Source organism: Rathayibacter oskolensis (assembly GCF_900177245.1).
Taxonomy (GTDB): domain Bacteria; phylum Actinomycetota; class Actinomycetes; order Actinomycetales; family Microbacteriaceae; genus Rathayibacter; species Rathayibacter oskolensis.
Window position 1 is genome coordinate 470,345 of sequence record NZ_FXBM01000001.1, and the last position, 23,189, is coordinate 493,533.

The window sequence follows — 23,189 nt, forward strand, 5'->3', positions numbered from 1 at the left end:
TCGGCGGGCGGTCATGCCCGCATCCTCAGGCCCCGCGGGTTCGCAACGAAGCCCGAGGCGACGAGCGCGTCGCCGAACGGCGTGCCGAGGGCGAACACGCCGTCGATCTTCTCGACCGTGAGCTTCTCGACGCCGCGGGAGCGCACCAGCTGGCTCAGGGCGCCGGCGGCGTCGGCGAGGGTCGCCTCGTCGTCGGTGAAGGTGAGCGCCGTCTTGCCGCCCCGCTCGAGGTAGACGGCGAGTGCGCCGTCGACGACGGCGACCAGGGCGCCGGCCTTGCGTCCCGGGCGGTGACCCTCGCCCTGCGGCCAGGGGAGCGCGGCTCCGAAGGGGTTCGCCGGGTCGGTCGCGGCGAGAGCCAGCACGGGTCGTGGTCGCTCTCGTGCCTCGTCCTGCGGCACGAAGGTCCGCAGACGGTCGACACTGCCGGCCGTGCCGAACTGCGCGGCGCCGAGCTTCTCGATGAAGTAGCCGCGTCGGGCGCGACCCTGCTGCTCGAAGCCGCTGAGGACCTTGTAGGCGAGGGCGAAGCCGCCGAGCACGCCCTCGGCCTGAACGGATCCGCGGGTCACGATGCCGTAGCGCTCGAGGAGCGTCTCGCCGAGGGCGTGCCCGCGGATCGTGGCATCGGACTCGGCCAGCGGCACGATCGACCAGCGTCCGCCCGCGGTCGGCGGTCCGACGCGGGTCGCCATGGTCGGGCGCGCGGTCATCCGCCCGCGAGGCGCACGGGCTCTGGCGGGTGCTCGCGGCTGGCGGTGCGCGCCTCCGGTCGACCCGACGAGGGTGCGCAGGGGGGCGAGGGTGTCGTTGGTGACGAGACCGGCCCAGACCAGCTCCCAGAGGGCGTCGACGAGACCGGAGTCGTCGGTGGAGCCGACGGCGTCGGAGAGCTGACGGAAGAAGTAGCCGCCGCCGGAGCCGAGGACGCCCACGATCTCCTGCTGCAGCTCGCTGAGCGGGACGGTGTCGACGGCGGGCACGGGAAGGGTCAGCCCGGCGGTGTCGGCGAGGTGCAGGCTCACCCAGCCGTCGTTGCCGGGGAGGGTGCCGGCTCCTGCCCACAGCACCTCGCCCGTGGCGGTGAGCTCGTCGAGCATGGCGGGGGAGTAGTCGCGCACCCGCGCGGGCAGGATCAACGACTCCCACGCCGACGCCGGGATGGGGGCTCCCGCGAGCTGGTCGATCACGGAGGCGACCCCGTCGATGCCTCGGAGGGAGCCTCCGACGTGCTGCCAGGCGGGCAGGAAGCGCCCGTAGGCGGCGGCGTCGACCGGCTCGACCTCCTTGCGGAGGGCTGCGAGGGAGCGGCTGCGGAGGCGGCGGAGCACCTCGGCGTCGCACCACTCGGTGCCTGTCCCGTTCGGGCGGAACTCGCCCTCGGTGACGCGCCGCTCGCCCGACAGCCGGCGGAGGGTGTCGGTGACGACCGCGACACCGAGGCCCAGGCGCGTCGCGACCGCCGCCGCGGTGAACGGGCCGTGGGTCCGCGCGTAGCGGGCGACCAGGTCGCCGAGAGGATCGCGCACGGGGTCAATGAACGCGACGGGCACCCCGATCGGCAGCGGAACGCCGAGGGCGTCGCGCAGCCGCGACGCGTCCTCCATCGCGGCGTAGCGCTGCTCGCCGCCGAGGCCGACGGGCAGCACGCGCTTCGCGCGGACGAGGTCGGCCACGTGCGCCTCGAGCGTCTCGCGCTCGAGCGGCGGGGCCTTCGCGGTGTCGGCGGAGGCGACCGACTCGTCGACGAGCCGCTCGCCGAGCTCGTCGAGAGTCAGCGGGCCGAGGAGCCGGAGGAGATCGGCGGCCCCCTCGAGACCGCGCAGGCGCCGCTCCGGCTCGATGCGCTGCAGCTCGCGCTCGATCTGAGCGAGGACGACCGGGTCGAGCAGCTCGCGGAGCTCGGCGCGCCCGAGCAGCTCGCCGAGGAGGGCGGCGTCGACCGACAGCGCCGCTGCCCGCCGTTCGGCGAGGGGGCTGTCGCCCTCGTACATGAAGGCCGCGACGTAGCCGAACAGCATCGAGCGGGCGAACGGGCTCGCGGTCGGGGTCTCGACCTCGAGGATGCGCAGCTCGCGCCCGTCGAGGCGCGCCGCGAGTCGCAGCAGGGCCGGCAGGTCGTAGACGTCCTGGAGGCACTCGCGGACGGTCTCGAGGATGATCGGGAAGGTCGGGTAGGTGCGGGCGACGTCGAGCAGCTGCGCGGCGCGCTGACGCTGCTGCCACAGGGGCGACCGCTTGCCCGGGTTGTAACGGGGCAGCAGGAGCGCCCGCGCCGCGCACTCGCGGAACCGGGCCGCGAAGAGGGCGGAGCCGCCCACCTCGCTGGTGACGAGCTGCTCGAGCTCCTCGCGCTCGAAGAGGAAGAGCTCTGCGCCCGGAGGCTCCGACTCGGTGTCGGGGATGCGCACCACGATGCCGTCGTCGCCCGCCATGGCGGCACCGTCGACTCCGTGCCGCTCGCGCACGCGCGCTCCGATCGCCAGCGCCCACGGGGAGTGGACCTGCATGCCGTAGGGCGAGTGCAGCACCAGCCGCCAGTCGCCGAGCTCGTCGCGGAAGCGCTCGAGCACGAGCGTGCGGTCGTCGGGGATCTGGCCGGTCGCGATGCGCTGCTCGTCGAGGAAGGAGAGGAGGTTGTTGGTCGCGTACTCGTCGAGCCCCGCGGCCGTGCAGCGCTCGCGCGCCGGCTCGGGCGCCGACCCGCCGATCTCGCGGGTGAAGGCGCCGATCGCCTCACCGAGCTCGGCCGGACGACCCTGCGAGTCGCCCTTCCAGAAGGGGAGTCGCCCGGGCTCCCCGAACGCCGGCGTCACGATCACCCGGTCGTAGGTGATCTCCTGGATGCGCCAGCTCGTGGCGCCGAGCGCGAAGACGTCGCCGACCCGCGACTCGTAGACCATCTCCTCGTCGAGCTCGCCGACGCGGTTGCCGGTCGAGCCCGGCTCGCCGACCATGAAGACGCCGAACAGTCCGCGGTCGGGGATCGTGCCTCCGCTGGTGACCGCCAGCCGCTGGGCGCCCGGGCGGCCGGTGAGCGTGTTCGCGTCTCGGTCCCAGACCACCCGGGGCCTCAGCTCGGCGAACTGGTCGGAGGGGTAGCGCCCCGACAGCAGGTCGAGCGTCGCCTCGTAGGCCGACCGGGGGAGCGAGACGAACGGGGCGCTGCGCCGGACGGTGTCGAACCACTCGTCGACGTCGAGCGAGTCGAGCGCCGTGGCGGCGACGGTCTGCTGGGCGAGGATGTCGAGCGGATTCGCGGGCACGGAGATCGCCTCGATGAGCCCGGAGCGCATCCGCTCGGTGGTCACGGCCGAGTGCAGCAGATCGGCGCGGTGCTTTGGGTAGAACGACCCCCGCGAGACCTCGCCGACCTGGTGGCCCGCGCGGCCCACCCGCTGCAGGGCGCTGGCGACGGAGGGCGGGGTCTCGACCTGCACGACCAGGTCGACCGCTCCCATGTCGATGCCCAGCTCGAGACTCGACGTGGCCACGACGCACCGCAGCCGACCCGACTTGAGGTCGTCCTCGATGATCGCCCGCTGCTCCTTGCTGACCGAGCCGTGGTGCGCCCTGGCGAGCAGCGGTTCGTCGTCGGGAGCCGCCTGCCCGGCGCCGCTCGTCGCGCCCGACGCTCCCATCAGCGCCGCGGGGGTCCGGCCGGGCGGGGAGGAGCGGACCGCCTCGCCGAGGAGCGCCCCGACCGCCACGGGCTCGCCCGCCTCGCGCCTCCGCTCGGCCGCGAGTTCGCTTCTCTCGGCGTAGATCTCGTTGAGGCGCGCGGTGAGCCGCTCGGCGAGGCGCCGCGAGTTCGCGAAGACGATGGAGGAGGTGTGCGCGAGCACCCGGTCGACGATCGACTCCTCGACGTGGGGCCAGATCGAGCCGCTCTGCGGCCCCGTCGCGCCCATCGTCGAGCCCTCCTGCGGCGCCGCGGCGCCCAGCTCGGACATGTCCTCGACCGGCACGATGACGCTGAGGTCCCAGCGCTTCTCGGAGACGGGCGCGACGATCGTCACGGGGGACCGGCCGGCGAGGAACCGCGCGACCTCCTCGCGCGGACGCACCGTCGCCGAGAGGCCGATGCGCTGGACGGGCTTCGGGAGCATGGCGTCGAGCCGCTCGAGCGACACCGCGAGGTGGGCGCCCCGCTTGGTCGAGGCGACCGCGTGCACCTCGTCGACGATGACCGTCTCGACACCGCGCAGCGACTCCCGCGCCGCCGAGGTGAGCATGAGGTAGAGCGATTCGGGAGTCGTGATCAGGATGTCGGGCGGGGTCTTCTGCAGCACGCGCCGCTCGGCGGCGGGGGTGTCGCCGGACCGCACGCCGACCGTGACGGTCGAGGGGGCGGCTCCGACGCCCTCGGCGCTGAGCCGGAGGGCCGTCTGCGTGACGCCGACGAGCGGCGAGCGGAGGTTGCGCTCGACGTCGACCCCGAGCGCCTTGAGGGGCGAGACGTAGAGCACACGGGTGCGGTGCTGAGGATCATCCGGGGGCGTGCCCTGCACGAGCCGGTCGATCGCCCAGAGGAACGCCGACAGCGTCTTGCCCGAGCCCGTGGGGGCGACGACGAGGGCGTGCGAGCCGCTCGAGATCGCCGACCAGGCACCCTCCTGCGCAGCGGTGGGAGCCGGGAACGCGCCCTCGAACCACGCCCGCGTGGCGGGCGAGAAGCGATCGAGGACATCCGGCATGCGTTCATCCTCCCTGCCGCCACCGACATTGCCGCTGGCGTCCGCCCAGGGCAAACCCTTGACGCGGGAGCGGCGGCGCTCCGTCAGGCGAAGCGGAGCCGGATGAACGTGCCGACATCGGCGAGCTCGGCCTGGCTGACGCCGTGCGCGACGTCCTCGTAGACGCGGGCGTCGAGCGCCGTGTGCTCGGGGAACCAGGCGGCGGCGTCGTCGACGAGGCTCTGCGGGATGACCGTGTCGAGGGTCCCGCGACCCCAGAAGACCGCGGGTCGCGCCCGGGCGAGGTGCTCGTCGGCCTCGTCACCGGGCTCGAGCGGCGCGACGAACCCCGAGAGCGCGACGGCGAACGCGAACCGCTCCGGCGCTCGGCGCAGCAGCTGCACGGCGAGGGCCGCGCCCTGCGAGAAGCCGAGAAGACCGATCGGACCCGGATGCCCGACGGAGTCGAGCCACTCGAGCACGCCCCGGGTCGCCTCCTCGACGGCCGCGGGATCCGCGCGCGGCTCCTCCGGATCGAGCGGGACCCGCAACGGCCACCACGCGTTCGCCCCTCCGCCGAGGGCGAGGGGCGCGCGGACGGAGGCGAGGACCGGCTCCAGCGGCAGGTAGGCGCCGAGCGAGAACAGATCGCCCTCGTGCGAGCCGTAGCCGTGCAGGAGCACGAGGAGGGGGCGCCCGACCCGGTCCCTCTCGGAGGAGGACCACAGCACTGCCTTCGGATCGATTCCCATCGCCCCATCATCGTCGAGGCCGCTGCCGGGCCGCGCCGAAACCGGACGGACACGAACGTCGGGTAAGAATGGCCCTATGAGCGTGCGTACCCCTGACCCCAACTCCGGGTGGCTGTCCGACGACGAACTCGCCGACATCCGCCGACGGCTCCCGCTGCTGTACGTGGAGGCGGTGCCGGTCCGCGTGGACGGGCTCGGCCAGGTGACCGAGGTCGGGGTCCTCCTCCGGGCGACCCCGTCGGGCCAGATCACGCGGACGATCGTCTCGGGACGCGTCATGTACGGCGAGACCCTCCGCGACGCGCTCTTCCGCCACCTCGAGAAGGACCTCGGACCGATGGCCTTCCCGCTCCTGCCGGCGAGCCCGCTGCCGTTCCACGTCGCCGAGTACTTCCCGATGCCGGGCATGGGCCCGTTCACCGACGAGCGGCAGCACGCCGTCTCGCTCGCCTACGTCGTCCCGGTCACCGGCACCTGCGATCCCCGCCAGGACGCACTCGAGCTCACCTGGATGACCCCCGACGAGGCCTCCTCCGACGCCGTCTCCGCCGAGATGGAGGGAGGCCGCGGCGCGCTCGTCCGCGCCGCCCTCGCCTCCGTGGGCAGGCTGCGCTGAGTTCATTCGTGCGCCGCAGAGCGGCGCACCGCGGTCGGCTTTGCGAGGTGGTCGCGTTCCGCGGAGCGTGTTGCGTCCGCCTAGCGCGATTCGCTGGCACGCGAATCGCGCGTTCGGCTGTGCCTTTGTGTGCGCCGCGGGGCGGCGCACCTCGGTCGGCTTTTCGGGGTGGTTGCGTTCCACGGAGCGTGTCGCGTTCCGCCTAGGGCGTTTCGCTGGCACGCGAATCGCCCGTTCGGCTGTGCCTTTGTGTGCGCCGCGGGGCGGCGCACCGCGGTCGGCTTCGCGAGATGGTCGCGTTCCACGGAGCGTGTTGCGTTCCGCCTAGGGCGATTCGCTGGCACGCGAATCGCCCGTTCGGCTGTGCCTTTGTGTGCGCCGCGGGGCGGCGCACCTCGGTCGGCTTCGCGAGGTGGTCGCGTTCCGCGGAGCGTGTTGCGTTCCGCCTAGCGCGATTCGCTGGAACGCGAATCGCCCGTTCGGCTGTGCCTTTGTGTGCGCCGCGGGGCGGCGCCCCGCGGTCGGCTTCGCGAGATGGTCGCGTTCCACGGAGCGTGTTGCGTTCCGCCTAGGGCGATTCGCTGGCACGCGAATCGCCCGTTCGGCTTCGCCGCGCGCGTGCGGGTGACGTCTGGGGCGGCGAGTGGCGCGAGGGCGCACAGAGAAGGCCGGATGAGCAGGACGACTCGCGTCGTCCGGTCCATCCGGCCTCGGGGATTCTGACAGGGGGGCGCGATACGCCGCCTGCGGCGGCTACTCGAACAGCAGGTGCGCGCGACCCCGCTCGCAGGCACCGGCTTCCTGCTCGAGGTCCGGTCACCGAACCAGCCGACAACCTTCGAGGCGAACCGCCGATTCGCGTGTCAGCGAATCGGCGTAGCCGTTCGCGACCCGCTCCGTCGGGCGCGGCCGCTTCGAGAAGCCGACTGCGGTGCGCCGCCCCGCGGCGCACGAGATGGGCCGGCCGAACCGCCGATTCGCGTACCAGCGAATCGGCGTAGCCGTTCGCCCCCCGCTCTGCGGAACGCGACCACTTCGAGAAGCCGACCGCGGTGCGCCGCCCCGCGGCGCACCAAACGATTCAGCCCTGCGCGCGGCGCCCGCCGCGGCGCTCGCCACCCGCCGGAGCGGAGGAGGAGGCGCCGCCGGTGGCGGTGCTGTAGAACGAGCGCGAGCCGCCACCGGTGGAAGCGGCGCCGGCGCTGCGGCCGCGGCCGGTGCCTCGGGCTCCGCCGCGAGGGGCGCCCTCGGAGGAGCTGCGCTCACGACGGGGACGTTCCGAGGCGGGTGCCGCCGAGCGCTCGCCGCGTCCACCGCGGGGCGCTGCGCCCTCGGTGCGTGCGACGCGCTTGCGCTGCGCGTTGGCGCCCTGCGAGCGGCCGCCCTGCGACTGCCCGCGGGCGGGCTCGACGACGGCCGACGGGGTCACGTAGGCCGCGACGTCGCCGACGAGCTTCGAGACCGCGGCCGAGTCGGCCGTGACCTGCTGGGGCGTCACCTGGATGGCGGCCTTGCGCAGCAGCGTCTTCACGTCGCCGCGCTGCGTGGGCAGCACGACCGTGACGACGTCGCCCTCGCTGCCGGCGCGGGCGGTGCGGCCCGAGCGGTGCAGGTACGCCTTGTGCTCCATGGGCGGGTCGACGTGGATCACGAGCTCGACGTCGTCCACGTGGACGCCGCGGGCGGCGACGTCGGTCGCGACGAGCACCTTGACGGTGCCGGCGCCGAAGGCGGCGAGGTTGCGGTCGCGGGCGACCTGCGAGAGGTTGCCGTGCAGATCCACCGAGGGGATCCCCTGGCTCGTGAGCTGCTTGGCGAGCTTCTTCGCGTGGTGCTTGGTGCGCATGAAGAGGATGCGGCGGCCGGTGCCCGAGGCGAGCGTCTTCACGAGCGCGTTCTTGGAGTCGAGGCCGTCGACCTCGAAGACGTGGTGCGTCATCAGAGCGACGGGCGAGTTCGCCTCGTCGACCGAGTGGAGCACCTCGTTCTGCAGGTACTTCTTGACGAGCTTGTCCACGCCGTTGTCGAGCGTGGCCGAGAACAGCAGGCGCTGGCCTCCACGGGGGGTCTTGTCGAGGATGCGCGTGACGACGGGCAGGAAGCCGAGGTCGGCCATGTGGTCGGCCTCGTCGAGCACGGTGATCTCGACGGCGTCGAGGTTCACGAAGCCCTGCTTCATGAGGTCCTCGAGGCGTCCGGGGCAGGCCACGACGATGTCGACGCCCTGCTTGAGGGCCGAGACCTGGCGCTGCTGCGACACTCCGCCGAAGATCGTCGTGGTGACGATGCCGTAGGCGTCGGCGAGGGGCTGCATCGCGACCGTGATCTGCGTGGCGAGCTCGCGGGTGGGGGCGAGGATCAGTCCGAGCGGGCGACCGGGACGGCGGCGGCCGCCGGCGAGCGATCCGCCGAGCCGGGCGATCATCGGGATGGCGAAGGCCAGGGTCTTGCCCGAGCCGGTCTTGCCGCGGCCGAGGACGTCGCGGCCGTTCAGGGTGTCCGGGAGGGTGTCCACCTGGATGGGGAAGGGCTCGGTGATGCCGTTCGCGGTGAGCGCGGCGACGAGCGGGGCGGGAACGCCGAGGGCGCTGAAAGTGGGGATGGTCGACATGCGGTGGTGCCTTTCGGGCATCAATGTCGATCGTGGTCCGCGGCGGCGTGGCCGGGGGCGCGGATGATCGACGTTCGGGCGAAGGTGACGGTGGTCACATCCGTTCGCCGTACGAAGCGGTGCGCGCGGCCGGGGGCCTCATGCACGTGCGCCAGATGATCGGGAGGGTGAGTCCTCGATTTCAGAGTCCTCGGATTCGTGTGAATCCTCAGCGGACAAGGGGCGTTCTACGACGCGGGGGAGCGCAGTCTTCGCGCTCGCACCCCTCCACCCTAGTGGGTTCCGATCCATCCCCGCATGGCGGACTGCACTCGGGACCCGTCGACGTCGGCCAGCTTCAGCCCGGCGAACTGCCGCGCCCAGTCGGAGGTCTGCACGCGGAACGGAGCCTCAGCGGCCCGCAGCACCTGGAGCACGACCGCGGCGACGTCGCCCGGATCCTGCGCGCTGCTGGAGGAGAAGGCGGAGGCGGTGCGGTCGAGGTAGGAGCTCAGCGCGGAGGCGTAGGGGCCGGCCTGAGCGAGCATCGCGCGGGCGTCGATCCCGACGTTCTCGACGAAACTGCTGCGCACAGCACCCGGCTCGATCAGCGAGACCTGCACCCCGACGGCGCGGGCGACCGGCGCCAGCGCCTCGAAGAACCCCTCGACCGCGAACTTGGCCGCGCAGTAGTCCTCGTTGAACGGCTGGCCGACGACGCCTCCGACGCTCGACACCGTGACGACCCGCCCGCGCGAGGAGCGCAGCAGCGGCATCGCCGCCCGCGTGACGGCGACCGTGCCGAAGAAGTTGACCTCCATCACCCGGCGCAGCTCGTCCGGATCCTCGAGCTCGACCGTGCCGATGTGCCCGGCTCCCGCGTTGTTCACGAGCGCGTCGAGTCCGCCGTGGGCGCTCTCGACGTGCGCGAGGCAGGCGGCGACGGAGGCGGGATCGGTCACGTCGAGCGCCACCACGTCGAGGTCGACGCGTGCCTGGTCGGCGGCGGAGCGGAGGCCGTCGGCGCGCGAGGTGTCGCGGACCGTCGCGACCACACTCCAGCCCGAGCGGCCGGCCTCGATCGCCGTCGCCCGGCCGATCCCGGTCGAGGTCCCTGTGACGAGGAGGACGGGTCGGGGCATGCTGGTTCCTGCTTTCCGGCGCGGAGCGCGCACCGCCCGGAGGCTATCGGCCGAGGCTCCGAGGCCGCCCAGTCCGCCCTGGCACCGGCTACCGAGGCCCCGCTCCGTCAGCCCTTGTAGCGCTCGCCGACCGGCACCTCGACCGCGAGGGTGTTGCCCTGCTGCGCGAGCGGGCACGCCCACGCCGGGTCGTAGGCGCACGACGGGTTGTAGGCGAAGTTGAAGTCGAGCACGAGGGTCGACGGCGTGGATCCCGGCCCGAGGTCCGCTCCCTTGACCGTGTCCAGGAGGTAGCGCCCGCCGCCGTAGGTGCCTCCCGGGGTGCCGGCCAGAGCGTCCTTGACCGGCAGGAACAGCCCGCCGCCGTAGGAGCCGAGCCGCCAGACGTCGAGCGTCCCGGCGTCCGGAATCGCGACGGTGCCGACGAGGTCGAACGGCACCACGCCGTCGGTCCCGGTCTCGACGTCCATCCGGCGCGCCTCCTCGGCCGGCTCGACCTCGAGCTCGAACCGCCAGGAGGCGTCGTACGGCGCGATCGGCAGCGAGCGGAAGTGCGCCCGGTCCTCCGGCAGCAGGGGAGTGGAGGGGTGGCGGGCGAAGAGCGCGTTCCTCCCGCGGATCCAGGTGGCATGAGCGGCGAGCAGATCGACGTTCGAGAGTCGGCGCACCTCGGCGTAGAGGGCGTGCACGTGGCGGCGCCAGTCGGCGACCTCGACCGCGGAGGCGAGGCGGCGGCGGGGCGACACCACGTCGTCCTCCGGCTCCTCCTCGCCCGAGGGCCAGCGGAAGCGCAGCAGCTCGCTGCGGGAGAGCTCGATCGCCTCCTCAGCGGTGCCGTCGGGGCTCACGCCGCCGCCTCCCCGCGCGGGCGGGTGTCGGCGCCGACGTCGTGCCGCCAGCTCGGTGCGAGCGCGCGGATCCGGATCCCGCGCCACTGCCAGAACGCCCACATCGACGGCCAGACGGCGAGGGAGGCGATCCCCGCGTCGAACTCGAGCCGGTCGCGGAACAGGGTGCGCCCGTCGGGCAGTGCGGCGACCGCCATCCGGTGGTCCCAGGCCGTGATCAGCCGGAGCGCGCCCGAGAGCGGCGCGCCGTTGTCGCGGAGGATCCGCACGTCCGGCATCGACGGCACCCGTCGGTACGAGAGGTCGATCTCCTGCGCGCCCATCGGGATGAGGCCGAGAGCGTCCATGGCCACGTCGTGCGGGCCGAGGCCCCACGTGGGCTGGAAGCCGCCCTCGTCGAGCGACGCCGCGGTCAGCAGCGGCGACATCACCTCGCGGAACACGGCCGGACTCTGCAGGGCGCGCCAGGCGGAGTCGGCGTCGGTGTCGAGCACGTGCTTCAGCATCACCTTCACGCCTCCATCCTCCCCCGCCCGCCGCCGGGCGGGAACCGGGTGCGCGGCGGCGGTCCGGCGTGTATGGCCTCGCGCGCTCGCTACCGTTGACGGGTGACCGCCGCGCCCTCCGCCTTCGATCAGGCGAACTACCAGATCCGCTTCGACTGGGGTTCCCGCGCCCTCCGGGCCCTCGCGCCCGCCGACATCACCGTCGTCGTCGACGCCCTCCCCGGAGGCGCAGCGGAGCCCGATCTCGCCGGGATCGACGGCCGCGTGGTGCGGTCGGGGCTCGCCGACCGGTCGGCGGTCGCCCGCTGGATCCTCGAGCGCCAGCACGAGAACGGCGGGCGCACCAGCGTGAACGTCGTGGCGGTCGGCGAGATCGACGACGCGGGCGAGGGCCGCTTCGCGATGGAGGACCAGCTCGCCGCCGGTGCACTGATCGACGCCCTGATCGGTCTCGGGATCGACCACGTCTCGCCCGACGCGGCCGTCGCCTCCGCGTCCTACGAGGGACTGCGCCGAGCGTGCGGGCATCTGCTGTCGGCGTCTCCCTCCGGTCGGGTGCTGACGGCCGCGGGTCGCGGCGACGCCGTGCGGGAGGCGGCGCGCGTCGACTCGGTCGACCGCGTCACCGTGCTGCGCTGATCGCGGAGGCGCCCTCCTCCGTGCGGTCTGCAGGTGCCGTGCGATCTGCAGATGCCGGTGCGATCTGCAGGTGCGGCTGCGGTCTGCAGGCGTCAGCGCGATCTGCAGGTGTCGGTGCGATCTGCAGGAGCCGGTGCGGTCTGCAGGTGATGCCGGCTTCCGGCGACGAGCGGATGCGGCGGATCGCCCGTTCCGGCGATGAGCACCTGCAGATCGCACGAACTCCTGCGAATCGCACCCCCGCGCACCCGGCCGACCCCGGGCGGCGTAGCGTTCCCCAGGGGCGGAGCTCCGCCCGATCCGACCACCCGACCGAAAGCAGATCCGCATGAAAGCCGTCCTCAACGACGTCGTCCTCGCCGACGCGCCCGACTCCGACCTGATCTCGATCGAGGGCAACTGGTACTTCCCGCCCTCGAGCGTCACGACCGATCTGCTCGAGCCGAGCGACACCCCCTACACCTGCCCCTGGAAGGGCGAGTGCCAGTACTTCTCCGTGAAGTCCGACGGCGGACTCCTCAAGGACCGCGCCTGGTCGTACCCGCAGCCCTACCCGACGGCGTTCGACCGCGTCGGCAAGGACTTCTCGGGCTACGTCGCCTTCTGGAAAGAGGTGAAGGTCGTCGACTGACGACCTTCACCCCTCTGATCTCCCGGTCGGAGGCCGCACCGCGGGAGCCCGCATCCCGCTGACGGAGCCCTCCGACGTCCTGCTGATCGAGCAGCCCGCGGAGCGGGCGTATCGAGACCCCCCTCCCCGAGGTCCCGTTGCGCCCGCACCCGCCGCTCGACCGCCCGGCGCTCACCGCAGCGACGACGCGTCCCGCACCAGCGGTCAGCGCCCCTCGCGCTCCGCGGTCCGGAGGCGGTGCGCGCGGACCTTCGCGCGGTTCCCGCAGCGCTGCATCGAGCACCATCGGCGGGTCCCCGCCCGAGAGACGTCGAGGTAGAGCAGTCGGCAGTCCTCCGCCGCGCAGCGTCGCAGGCGCCCGGCGGTGCCGCCTCCGAGCAGGTCGACCGCTTCCCGCGCGATCGTCGAGAGCGCCTGCAGGGCGCCGGCACTCGTCCGACCCGCCTGCCGAGCGCCGCCCGAGAGCACCGGAGGGATGTCCGGCATCGCCGCCAGCAGGTTCACCACGTCGACGTCGCCCGCATCGCCTGGCGTGCCCGCCTCGGCGGCTGCGGCGAGCCGCGCGATCGCGGCCCTGAGCATCAGGGCGTCGGCGAGGCGAGCACCGGCGGCCCCCTCGCCGACCGCATCGAAGCGCTCGGCGATCCACGCCGCGAGAGCGGAGTCCGAGTCGAGTCGCTCTCCCGGCGCTCCGAGCATCGGACCGGAGTGGGCGAAGTCGAGCGCCGGGTTGCCGGAGTCGAACCACCAGCGCCGCCCGTCCGCCTCCTCGAGCCACTGGCCCGTGCCGGGCGTCCGGCCCCTGATCACCCGGGCGTGCGGCTCGGTCATCGCGGCGTCCGGCCGGTCCCGGCAGCGCCTCCCGCGGCTCGGTCGGGTGCGGCCACATCGCGCCGCCTCCACTGGATCTCGTTCGCCGAGTCGAACCGGCGAGCGCAGCGCCCGCAGGCGAGCGGACGACTCGGCCGCCGGTGCCGGTAGAAGAGGTGCCCGCTCGGGCAGGAGCCGACCCATGGCGCCAGCTCGTCGGCGGTCGGGTTGCTGTGCGTCCGCGTGCCCGTGTAGCCGAGCCGTGCGGCGATCCGCCGCCACTGGGGCCCGTGCGCCGCGCTCGGCCCCGCGAGGGCGTGCGCGATCTCGTGGAGGAGCGTCTGACGCACCTCCTCGTCGCTCCACCGCGAGGCGAGGTGACGCGACACGGTGATCCTCCTGGTGCCCCAGTGGCAGGCTCCGCCGCGGGTGCGCGCGTGGTCGAAGGCGAAGCTCCAGGAGTCGTCGAGGTGCGCGCCGATCAGCTCGTCGGCCCACTCGGCGACCCGGTCGAGTTCAGCCACGCATCCGCTCCGTCGTCGGGGGAGTCGTCAGGACTCGTCGTGATCGGCGCGACGGCGGCCGCGCACCGAGCCGTCCGCCCTCGGGCCACGGGTCGACTCGTCCTGGAACTCGGTCGCCGCGGCGAAGCCCAGGCGCGCCACCTCGAGCTCCTCCTCCGGAACGCCCACGCGCTCGCCGAGAGCGGTCGCCGCGTCGAAGTCCCGGGCGGCACGGGCGTAGTCCGCCAGCTCGAAGAAGGTGAGTCCGCGGTGCTTGAGGGCGAGCGAGTGCTCCAGGTGCCACTCGTGCGTCCGCGCCTCGTCGACGCAGAGAGCGAGCTCCGAGAGCGCCTCGTCGGTGCGGCCCCGCAGATGCATCAGGCGGGCGCGGCGGACGCGGGCCGACAGCAGCTCCGCGCGGTCGCCGGAGAAGCGGGTGCGGCGGACCGCCTCCGTGGCGACGTCCCAGGCCTCGTCGACCCGGTCGAGCAGGCGCAGGAGCTCGGCCTTCTCGGTGAGGGCGGCGAGACTGCGCAGGGCGCCGATCTCCTCGAGGCGCGCCTGGGCGGCGTCGACGTCGACCTCCTCGCGGAGCGTCGCGGGGTCGTGGCGGATGATGATGCTCAGGGCGATGCTTCCTCGAGGGTGCGGATCCGGATCGTCGCTGACGAGAGGACGGGAGGGGCGAGAGCCCCGGCCAGTTTACGGGCACGCTCGACCGCGGCCCCCCGACTCGCGGATTCCCGCCTCAGCCCCGCCGCACCTGGAAGATGCTGCGGGCGGGCAGCGGCGAGGGCGTCGCCGTGTCGTCGGTGACGACGGAGGCGCCCGCCACGAAGTTCTCGAGCTCGCGTCCCTGCACGAGCTTCGACGGCGCGGGGTCGGAGGCGAGCCGGCGCGGCAGGCCGTCGAGGGGGAGGGGCGACGGCGAGGCCAGCATGACGACGTTCCCGAAGCGCTTGGCCTTGAGCATCTGCGTGTCGGTCACGATCGCGACGTGCGCGAAGACGGAGGAGAGGGTCGCGGCCTGCGCGCGGGCGAACGCGAGCGCTCCTCCGTCGGCCACGTTCACCGCCACCACTCCCGAGGGGGCGAGCAGCGGAGCGATCTCGCGGTAGAACTCGGCGCTGGTCACGTGCGCCGGCGTCCGCGCGCCCGAGAAGATGTCGACGACCACGACGTCGACGGTGCCGCGCAGACCGGGCGGGAGCCGGCCCAGCACCTCCCGGGCGTCGCCCTGCCGGATGCGGATCTGAGCGCCGCGGGGGAGCGGCAGCGCCTCGCGCACGAGGTCGACGAGCGCGCCCTCGATCTCGACGACCTGCTGACGCGATCCGGGTCGGGTCGCCGCGACGTACCGGGGGAGGGTGAGGGCGCCCGCCCCCAGGTGCAGCGCGGTGACCGCCTCGCCCTCCGGCGCGAGCAGGTCGATCGCGTGGCCGATGCGCCGCACGTACTCGAACGACAGGTGCTCGGGGTCGGCGAGGTCGACGTGCGACTGCGGAGTGCCGTCGACCACGAGCGTCGCCGCGTCGGCGGAGTGGCGGTCGGGCTCGATCTGCGCCACGAACCCGCTGTCCAGCACGGCTCGAGGGTGCTCGGAGTCGTCGCCGCGTCGGCGCCCGGTGCGTTCCTGCATCCGATCAGTGTGCACGCTGCACCGGGTGCACGCCGGGCGTGCGACGGAGCCGGGGCTCGACGTCGCGGTGCCGACCGGCACCCGTATACCGGACGCCTCGACGCGATGCAAGGATCAGCACTTGCGCGGCGTGGCGAAGTCGGTCTATATTCGTACTTTGCGCTCCCGAGTACCCATGCCCTCATATTGCGGTCGGCAGGTCACCGGAACCCGGCATCAGATGGTGGATGCCGTTGCCACACTGTAGCCCCCTCCGAAGACCGCGTCACAGCGGTCCCTGCGGCGCTGGGCACGGTGTCGGCCCGCCCGGCGGGAGCCCACTCCACACATCCCACAGATTGAGACCCGCGAGGGTCTACGGAGGTTCCTTCCTTGGCTGCTGCGCCCAACGCAACCACCACCTCACCCAAGAACGGACGCGGAGCCTCGCGTCTCTCGTTCGCCAAGATCAGCGACACCCTGACGGTTCCGGATCTGCTCGCACTGCAGACCGAGAGCTTCGACTGGCTCGTCGGCTCGGAGGCGTGGAAGACCCGCGTCGCCGAGGCGAAGGCCGCCGGCCGGGAGGATCTCCCCGCCAACTCCGGCCTCGACGAGATCTTCGAGGAGATCTCCCCGATCGAGGACCTCAGCGAGACGATGCAGCTGAGCTTCACGAACCCCTACCTCGAGCCCGAGAAGTACACGATCGAGGAGTGCAAGGAGCGCGGCAAGACCTACGCGGCTCCCCTCTACGTCGAGGCCGAGTTCATGAACCACCTCACGGGTGAGATCAAGACCCAGACGGTCTTCATGGGCGACTTCCCGCTGATGACCGAGAAGGGCACGTTCATCATCAACGGCACCGAGCGTGTCGTCGTGTCCCAGCTCGTCCGCAGCCCCGGCGTCTACTTCGAGCGCCAGCAGGAGAAGACGTCCGACAAGGACATCTACTCGGCCCGCGTCATCCCGAGCCGCGGTGCGTGGCTCGAGTTCGAGATCGACAAGCGCGACCAGGTCGGCGTGCGCATCGACCGCAAGCGCAAGCAGTCGGTCACCGTCTTCCTCAAGGCCCTCGGCCTCACCAGCGAGGAGATCCTCGAGCAGTTCGCCGGCTACGAGTCGATCGAGCTGACCCTCGAGAAGGACAACATCCTCACCAAGGAGGACGCGCTCCGCGACATCTACCGCAAGCTCCGTCCGGGCGAGCAGGTCGCCGCAGAGGCCGCCCGCGCGCTCCTGGACAACTTCTACTTCAACTCCAAGCGCTACGACCTCGCGAAGGTCGGCCGCTACAAGATCAACCGCAAGCTCGGCATCGACAAGGCGCTGTCCGACTCCGTGCTGACGGTCGAGGACATCATCGCGACCATCAAGTACCTGGTCGCGCTGCACGACGGCCGCACCACCCTCCCGGGTGTGCGCGACGGCTCCGCCGTCGACCTCCGCCTCGACGTGGACGACATCGACCACTTCGGCAACCGTCGCATCCGCGCGGTGGGCGAGCTGATCCAGAACCAGGTCCGCACCGGTCTGTCCCGCATGGAGCGCGTCGTCCGCGAGCGCATGACCACGCAGGACATCGAGGCGATCACGCCGCAGACCCTGATCAACGTCCGCCCCGTCGTGGCCGCGATCAAGGAGTTCTTCGGAACGTCGCAGCTGTCGCAGTTCATGGACCAGAACAACCCGCTCGCGGGTCTGACCCACAAGCGCCGCCTGTCGGCGCTCGGCCCCGGCGGTCTCTCCCGTGAGCGCGCCGGCGTCGAGGTCCGCGACGTCCACCCGTCGCACTACGGACGCATGTGCCCGATCGAGACCCCCGAGGGTCCGAACATCGGCCTGATCGGCTCGCTCGCGTCGTTCGCGCGCATCAACTCGTTCGGCTTCATCGAGACCCCGTACCGCAAGGTCGTCAACGGTCTCGTCACGTCGCAGATCGACTACCTCACCGCCTCCGAGGAGGACGAGTACCTGGTCGCGCAGGCCAACGCCCCGCTGACCAAGGACTTCCACTTCGCCGAGGGCAAGGTGCTGGTCCGCCCCAAGGGCGGAGAGGTCGAGCTCGTCGACGCCGACCGCGTCGACTACATGGACGTCTCCCCGCGCCAGATGGTGTCGGTCGCGACCTCGCTCATCCCGTTCCTCGAGCACGACGACGCCAACCGCGCGCTCATGGGTGCGAACATGCAGCGCCAGGCCGTCCCGCTGCTGCGCAGCGAGTCGCCCGTCGTCGGAACCGGCATGGAGGGCTTCGCAGCCATCGACGCCGGCGACGTCATCACGGCCGACAAGGCCGGCGTGGTCCAGGAGGTCTCCGCCGACACGGTCACCGTCCAGCTGGACGAGGGCGGGACGCAGACCTACTACCTGCGCAAGTTCGACCGCTCCAACCAGGGCACCTCGTACAACAACCGCGTCGTCGTCTCCGCCGGCGAGCGCATCGAGGTCGGCGAGATCGTCGCCGACGGCCCCGCGACCGAGAACGGCGAGCTCGCGCTCGGCAAGAACCTGCTCGTCGCGTTCATGCCGTGGGAGGGTCACAACTTCGAGGACGCGATCATCCTCAGCCAGAACCTGGTGAAGGACGACGTCCTCTCCTCGATCCACATCGAGGAGTACGAGGTCGACGCCCGCGACACCAAGCTCGGCAAGGAGGAGATCACCCGCGATCTTCCCAACGTCAGCCCGGAGCTCCTGGCCGACCTCGACGAGCGCGGCATCATCCGCATCGGAGCCGAGGTCCGCCCCGGCGACATCCTCGTCGGCAAGGTCACGCCCAAGGGCGAGACCGAGCTCTCGGCCGAGGAGCGCCTGCTCCGCGCGATCTTCAACGAGAAGAGCCGCGAGGTCCGCGACACGTCGCTGAAGGTGCCCCACGGCGAGCAGGGCACGATCATCGGCGTCAAGGTGTTCGACGCGCAGGACGGCGACGACGAGCTCGGCTCGGGCGTCAACCAGCGCGTGGTCGTCTACATCGCCCAGAAGCGCAAGATCACCGAGGGCGACAAGCTCGCCGGCCGCCACGGCAACAAGGGCGTCATCTCGAAGATCCTGCCGGTCGAGGACATGCCGTTCCTCGCCGACGGAACCCCGGTCGACATCGTCCTCAACCCGCTCGGCGTCCCCGGCCGCATGAACTTCGGCCAGGTCCTCGAGATCCACCTCGGGTGGATCGCGAAGCAGGGCTGGAAGGTCGAGGGTCAGCCCGAGTGGGCGGCGCGTCTGCCCGAGCACGCCCGCGAGGCGGCGCCCGGCACCAAGGTCGCGACCCCGGTCTTCGACGGCGCGGCGGAGGAGGAGCTCGCAGGGCTCCTCGACTCCACCAACCCTACCCGTGACGGCGAGCGTCTGATCGGATCCTCCGGCAAGACGCAGCTGTTCGACGGCCGCTCGGGAGAGCCCTTCCCGGACCCGGTCTCGGTCGGCTACATGTACATCCTGAAGCTGCACCACCTCGTCGACGACAAGATCCACGCGCGCTCGACGGGCCCGTACTCGATGATCACCCAGCAGCCGCTCGGTGGTAAGGCGCAGTTCGGCGGACAGCGCTTCGGCGAGATGGAGGTGTGGGCTCTCGAGGCCTACGGCGCCGCCTACGCGCTCCAGGAGCTGCTGACCATCAAGTCGGACGACATCCTCGGCCGCGTGAAGGTGTACGAGGCCATCGTCAAGGGCGAGAACATCCAGGAGCCGGGCATCCCCGAGTCCTTCAAGGTCCTCATCAAGGAGATGCAGTCCCTGTGCCTGAACGTCGAGGTCCTCTCGGCCGACGGCACCGCGGTCAGCCTGCGCGACACCGATGACGAGGTCTACCGCGCAGCGGAAGAGCTCGGCATCAACATCTCCTCCCGGTTCGAGTCGTCCTCGGTCGACGACATCTGATCCGCGCCAGCATCTGACGACCTCCCGTCTCTGACGAGACACCCTGTTTTCCGACAAGGAGAAAACATTGCTCGACGTAACAACTTTTGACGAGCTGCGCATCGGCCTCGCGACGGCCGATGACATCCGTCGCTGGTCGCACGGTGAAGTGAAGAAGCCCGAGACCATCAACTACCGCACCCTCAAGCCCGAGAAGGACGGTCTGTTCGGCGAGCAGATCTTCGGACCCTCGCGCGACTGGGAGTGCTCCTGCGGCAAGTACAAGCGGGTCCGCTTCAAGGGCATCGTCTGCGAGCGCTGCGGCGTCGAGGTCACCAAGTCCTCGGTCCGCCGCGAGCGGATGGGCCACATCGAGCTCGCCGCCCCCGTCACCCACATCTGGTACTTCAAGGGCGTCCCCTCGCGCCTCGGATACCTCCTCGACATGGCGCCGAAGGACCTCGAGAAGGTCATCTACTTCGCGGCGTACATGATCATCGATGTCGACGACGACGGCCGTCACGCCGACATGCCCGGCCTCGAGAACGAGCTCCGGCTCGAGATCAAGACCCTCTCCGATCAGCGCGACTCCCGCATCGCGGACCGCCTGGCCCGTCTCGAGACCGACCTCGCCGCCCTGGAGGCGGAGGGCGCGAAGAGCGACCAGAAGCGCCGCACCAAGGACGGCGCCGAGAAGGAGATGGGCCAGATCCGCAAGTCCTTCGACGAGGACATCGCGCGGCTCGAGAGCGTGTGGGAGCAGTTCCGCACCCTCAAGGTCGGCGACCTCAAGCCCGAGGACGCGGTCTTCAACGAGCTCGTCGACCGCTACGGCGTGTACTTCGAGGCGTACATGGGCGCCGAGGCGATCAAGAAGCGCCTCGAGCAGTTCGACCTCCAGGCCGAGGCCGAGACGCTGCACCTGCAGATCGCCGAGGGCAAGGGTCAGAAGAAGATCCGCGCCATCAAGCGCCTGCGTGTCGTCAACTCGTTCCTCGCCACCGGCAACTCGCCGGCCGCGATGGTCCTCGACGTCGTCCCGGTCATCCCGCCGGAGCTGCGCCCGATGGTCCAGCTCGACGGTGGCCGCTTCGCCACCAGCGACCTGAACGACCTCTACCGTCGCGTGATCAACCGCAACAACCGACTCCGCCGCCTGCTCGACCTCGGTGCCCCCGAGATCATCGTGAACAACGAGAAGCGCATGCTGCAGGAGGCGGTCGACGCCCTGTTCGACAACGGTCGCCGCGGCCGCCCCGTCACCGGGACCGGCAACCGCGCCCTCAAGTCCCTGAGCGACATGCTCAAGGGAAAGCAGGGTCGCTTCCGTCAGAACCTGCTCGGCAAGCGCGTCGACTACTCCGGTCGTTCGGTCATCATCGTCGGCCCGCAGCTGAAGCTGCACCAGTGCGGTCTGCCCAAGCAGATGGCGCTGGAGCTGTTCAAGCCGTTCGTCATCAAGCGCCTGATCGATCTGTCGCACGCTCAGAACATCAAGGCCGCCAAGCGCATGGTGGAGCGCTCGCGCCCCCAGGTGTGGGACGTGCTCGAGGAGATCATCCGCGAGCGCCCCGTGCTCCTGAACCGCGCGCCCACCCTGCACCGACTCGGCATCCAGGCCTTCGAGCCCCAGCTGGTCGAGGGCAAGGCGATCCAGCTGCACCCGCTCGTCTGCGCCGCGTTCAACGCGGACTTCGACGGCGACCAGATGGCCGTCCACCTGCCGCTGTCCGTCGAGGCCCAGGCCGAGGCGCGCATCCTGATGCTCGCGTCGAACAACATCCTGAAGCCCTCCGACGGCCGCCCGGTCACCCTGCCCACGCAGGACATGATCATCGGCCTCCACCACCTGACGACCATCCGCGAGGGTGCCGCCGGTGAGGGACGCGCGTTCTCCTCCGTCTCGGAGGCGATCCTCGCGAAGGACCAGGGCTCGCTGCACCTGAACGCGAAGGTGAAGATCCGCATGTCGGACGTCTTCTTCGCCCAGGGTCAGGCTCCCGAGGGTGTCGAGATCGACGAGACCGGCAAGGTCACCGCGCCGGTCCTACTCGAGACGAGCCTCGGCCGCGCCCTCTTCAACGAGGCGCTGCCGGTCGACTACCCGTACTTCGAGCAGGTCGCCGACAAGACCAGCATCTCCGGGATCGTCAACGACCTCGCGGAGCGCTACCCGAAGGTGGAGGTCGCCGCCTCGCTCGACCGCATCAAGGACGCCGGCTTCTACTGGGCCACGCGCTCGGGAGTCACCGTCGCGCTGTCGGACATCCTCACGCCGCCGACGAAGCCCGCGATCATCGCGGGCTACGAGAAGCGGGCCGCGAAGGTCGAGTCCGAGTTCGAGAAGGGCCTCATCACCCAGCCCGAGCGCCGCCAGGAGCTCGTCAAGGTGTGGACCGAGGCGACCGACGAGGTCGCCAAGGCGATGCGCGCCAACTTCCCGGTCGACAACACGATCAACCGCATGGTCACCTCCGGTGCCCGCGGTAACTGGCTGCAGGTGCGCAACATCGCCGGTATGCGCGGTCTGGTGAACAACCCGAAGGGCGAGATCATCGCCCGTCCGATCATCTCCTCGTACCGCGAGGGACTGTCGGTCGCCGAGTACTTCATCGCCACGCACGGTGCCCGCAAGGGTCTGGCCGACACCGCGCTCCGCACCGCGGACTCGGGCTACCTGACGCGTCGTCTCGTCGACGTCTCGCAGGACGTCATCATCCGTGAGGACGACTGCGGCACCTCGAAGGGCCTCGACCTGCCGATCATGCTCCAGGACGCCAGCGGCGCCTGGATCCAGGACTCGAACGTCGAGAACTCCGTCTACGCCCGTTCGCTCGCCACCCCGGCGACGAACGAGGCCGGCGAGGTCATCGCCGAGGCCGGCGAGGACGTGGGCGACGTGCTCATCGAGAAGCTCGTCGGAGCCGAGGTGCGCCACATCAAGGTGCGCTCGGTCCTGACCTGCGAGTCCGCCGTCGGCGTCTGCGCGGCCTGCTACGGCCGTTCGCTCGCCACCGGCAAGCTCGTCGACATCGGAGAGGCCGTGGGCATCATCGCGGCCCAGTCGATCGGCGAGCCCGGCACGCAGCTCACGATGCGCACCTTCCACACCGGTGGATCGGCCTCGGCCGACGACATCACGCAGGGTCTGCCCCGCGTGCAGGAGCTCTTCGAGGCCCGCACCCCCAAGGGTGCGTCGCCGATCGCGGAGGCCGCCGGTCGCATCACGATCGAGGACACCGACCGTGCCCGCCGTGTCATCCTCCAGCCCGACAACGGCGACGAGGCGGTCATCTACCCGGTGCTCAAGCGCTCGCAGCTCCTCGTCGAGGACGGCCAGAGCGTCGTGCTCGGGCAGCAGCTGCACGTGGGAACGGTCGACCCCAAGGAGGTCCTGCGCGTGCTGGGCGTCCGCGAAGTGCAGAAGCACCTCGTCGGGGGAGTCCAGGGCGTGTACCGCTCGCAGGGTGTGCCGATCCACGACAAGCACATCGAGGTCATCGTCCGTCAGATGCTCCGCAAGGTCACCGTCGTCGACCACGGCGACACCGACCTGCTCCCGGGCGAGCTCGTCGACCGCTCGCGCTACAGCGACGTCAACCGCGCCGCTCTGACCGAGGGCAAGCGCACCGCCTCGGCCCGTCAGGAGGTCATGGGAATCACCAAGGCGTCGCTGGCGACCGAGTCGTGGCTGTCGGCCGCGTCCTTCCAGGAGACCACCCGCGTCCTGACGCAGGCGGCCATGGAGGGCAAGCGCGACCCGCTGGTGGGCCTGAAGGAGAACGTGATCATCGGAAAGCTGATCCCGGCCGGTACCGGTCTCCCGAAGTACCGCAACGTGTCCGTCGAGGCGACGGAGGAGGCGAAGGCCGAGCGGTACCCCAACCGCATCTTCGCCGACGACGCCGCGTTCAGCGACGCCGACCTCTCGTTCGTCGACTTCGACTCGTTCTCGAGCGACGGCTACGAGCCCGGCAACTACAGCTGAGCTGAT

At 71.4% G+C, this 23,189-nt stretch carries 15 protein-coding genes; 5 read left to right on the top strand and 10 right to left on the bottom strand.

Annotated features, from left to right (window positions below; translation table 11 throughout):
* Nucleotides 1-11: 11 nt before the first annotated feature.
* The gene (locus B9Y99_RS02355) at nucleotides 12-4,697 is read right to left on the bottom strand and encodes an ATP-dependent helicase (RefSeq protein ID WP_085474992.1); all 4,686 of its coding nucleotides are present in this window, start codon (nucleotides 4,695-4,697) and stop codon (nucleotides 12-14) included.
* Between the two features lie 83 nt (nucleotides 4,698-4,780).
* Nucleotides 4,781-5,428 (bottom strand): alpha/beta hydrolase, encoded by a 648-nt coding sequence (locus B9Y99_RS02360; protein WP_085474993.1) that lies wholly within the window; start codon nucleotides 5,426-5,428, stop codon nucleotides 4,781-4,783.
* Nucleotides 5,429-5,504: 76 nt separating this feature from the next.
* Between B9Y99_RS02360 and B9Y99_RS02365 the strand changes: the two genes are divergently transcribed.
* Nucleotides 5,505-6,044 (top strand): NUDIX hydrolase family protein, encoded by a 540-nt coding sequence (locus B9Y99_RS02365; RefSeq protein WP_085474994.1) that lies wholly within the window; start codon nucleotides 5,505-5,507, stop codon nucleotides 6,042-6,044.
* Nucleotides 6,045-7,125: 1,081 nt separating this feature from the next.
* Here B9Y99_RS02365 and B9Y99_RS02370 read toward each other — a convergent pair.
* The 4 genes from B9Y99_RS02370 to B9Y99_RS02385 all read right to left on the bottom strand — a co-directional run bounded on the left by B9Y99_RS02370 (nucleotide 7,126) and on the right by B9Y99_RS02385 (nucleotide 11,139).
* Nucleotides 7,126-8,655: a DEAD/DEAH box helicase gene (locus B9Y99_RS02370; RefSeq protein WP_085474995.1), complete on the bottom strand. Its 1,530-nt coding sequence runs from the start codon at nucleotides 8,653-8,655 to the stop codon at nucleotides 7,126-7,128.
* A 272-nt stretch (nucleotides 8,656-8,927) separates the two neighbouring features.
* The gene (locus B9Y99_RS02375) at nucleotides 8,928-9,776 is read right to left on the bottom strand and encodes an SDR family NAD(P)-dependent oxidoreductase (protein ID WP_085474996.1); all 849 of its coding nucleotides are present in this window, start codon (nucleotides 9,774-9,776) and stop codon (nucleotides 8,928-8,930) included.
* Between the two features lie 107 nt (nucleotides 9,777-9,883).
* The gene (locus B9Y99_RS02380; protein WP_085476201.1) at nucleotides 9,884-10,525 is read right to left on the bottom strand and encodes a DUF1684 domain-containing protein; all 642 of its coding nucleotides are present in this window, start codon (nucleotides 10,523-10,525) and stop codon (nucleotides 9,884-9,886) included.
* A 95-nt stretch (nucleotides 10,526-10,620) separates the two neighbouring features.
* A complete protein-coding gene (locus B9Y99_RS02385) occupies nucleotides 10,621-11,139 on the bottom strand; it encodes a hypothetical protein (RefSeq protein ID WP_085474997.1) in 519 nt (172 codons plus the stop codon).
* A 93-nt stretch (nucleotides 11,140-11,232) separates the two neighbouring features.
* On the opposite strand from B9Y99_RS02385, the gene B9Y99_RS02390 reads away from it, so the two are divergent.
* Entirely contained in the window at nucleotides 11,233-11,769 is a 537-nt protein-coding gene (locus B9Y99_RS02390) for a 2-phosphosulfolactate phosphatase (protein ID WP_085474998.1), read from the top strand.
* Nucleotides 11,770-12,097: 328 nt separating this feature from the next.
* A complete protein-coding gene (locus tag B9Y99_RS02395; RefSeq protein ID WP_085474999.1) occupies nucleotides 12,098-12,400 on the top strand; it encodes a DUF427 domain-containing protein in 303 nt (100 codons plus the stop codon).
* Between the two features lie 204 nt (nucleotides 12,401-12,604).
* On the opposite strand, the gene B9Y99_RS02400 is transcribed toward B9Y99_RS02395, so the two are convergent.
* The 4 genes from B9Y99_RS02400 to B9Y99_RS02415 form a co-directional block, all read right to left on the bottom strand.
* Entirely contained in the window at nucleotides 12,605-13,231 is a 627-nt protein-coding gene (locus B9Y99_RS02400; protein WP_085475000.1) for a CGNR zinc finger domain-containing protein, read from the bottom strand.
* Nucleotides 13,228-13,734: a SprT-like domain-containing protein gene (locus B9Y99_RS02405; protein WP_085475001.1), complete on the bottom strand. Its 507-nt coding sequence runs from the start codon at nucleotides 13,732-13,734 to the stop codon at nucleotides 13,228-13,230. The genes B9Y99_RS02400 and B9Y99_RS02405 overlap by 4 nt, the downstream gene beginning before the upstream one ends.
* Nucleotides 13,735-13,761: 27 nt before the next feature.
* Nucleotides 13,762-14,091, bottom strand: a complete 330-nt coding sequence (locus B9Y99_RS18980; RefSeq protein WP_208856879.1) for a hypothetical protein — start codon at nucleotides 14,089-14,091, stop codon at nucleotides 13,762-13,764.
* Between the two features lie 370 nt (nucleotides 14,092-14,461).
* Nucleotides 14,462-15,352 (bottom strand): spermidine synthase, encoded by an 891-nt coding sequence (locus B9Y99_RS02415; RefSeq protein WP_085476202.1) that lies wholly within the window; start codon nucleotides 15,350-15,352, stop codon nucleotides 14,462-14,464.
* Nucleotides 15,353-15,724: 372 nt separating this feature from the next.
* On the opposite strand from B9Y99_RS02415, the gene rpoB reads away from it, so the two are divergent.
* Together rpoB and B9Y99_RS02425 are read left to right on the top strand one after the other, a co-directional pair.
* Entirely contained in the window at nucleotides 15,725-19,216 is a 3,492-nt protein-coding gene (gene rpoB, locus B9Y99_RS02420) for a DNA-directed RNA polymerase subunit beta (RefSeq protein WP_085475002.1), read from the top strand.
* A gap of 67 nt (nucleotides 19,217-19,283) precedes the next feature.
* Nucleotides 19,284-23,183, top strand: coding sequence for a DNA-directed RNA polymerase subunit beta' (locus B9Y99_RS02425; RefSeq protein ID WP_085475003.1), 3,900 nt, complete (start codon nucleotides 19,284-19,286; stop codon nucleotides 23,181-23,183).
* Nucleotides 23,184-23,189 lie beyond the last annotated feature (6 nt).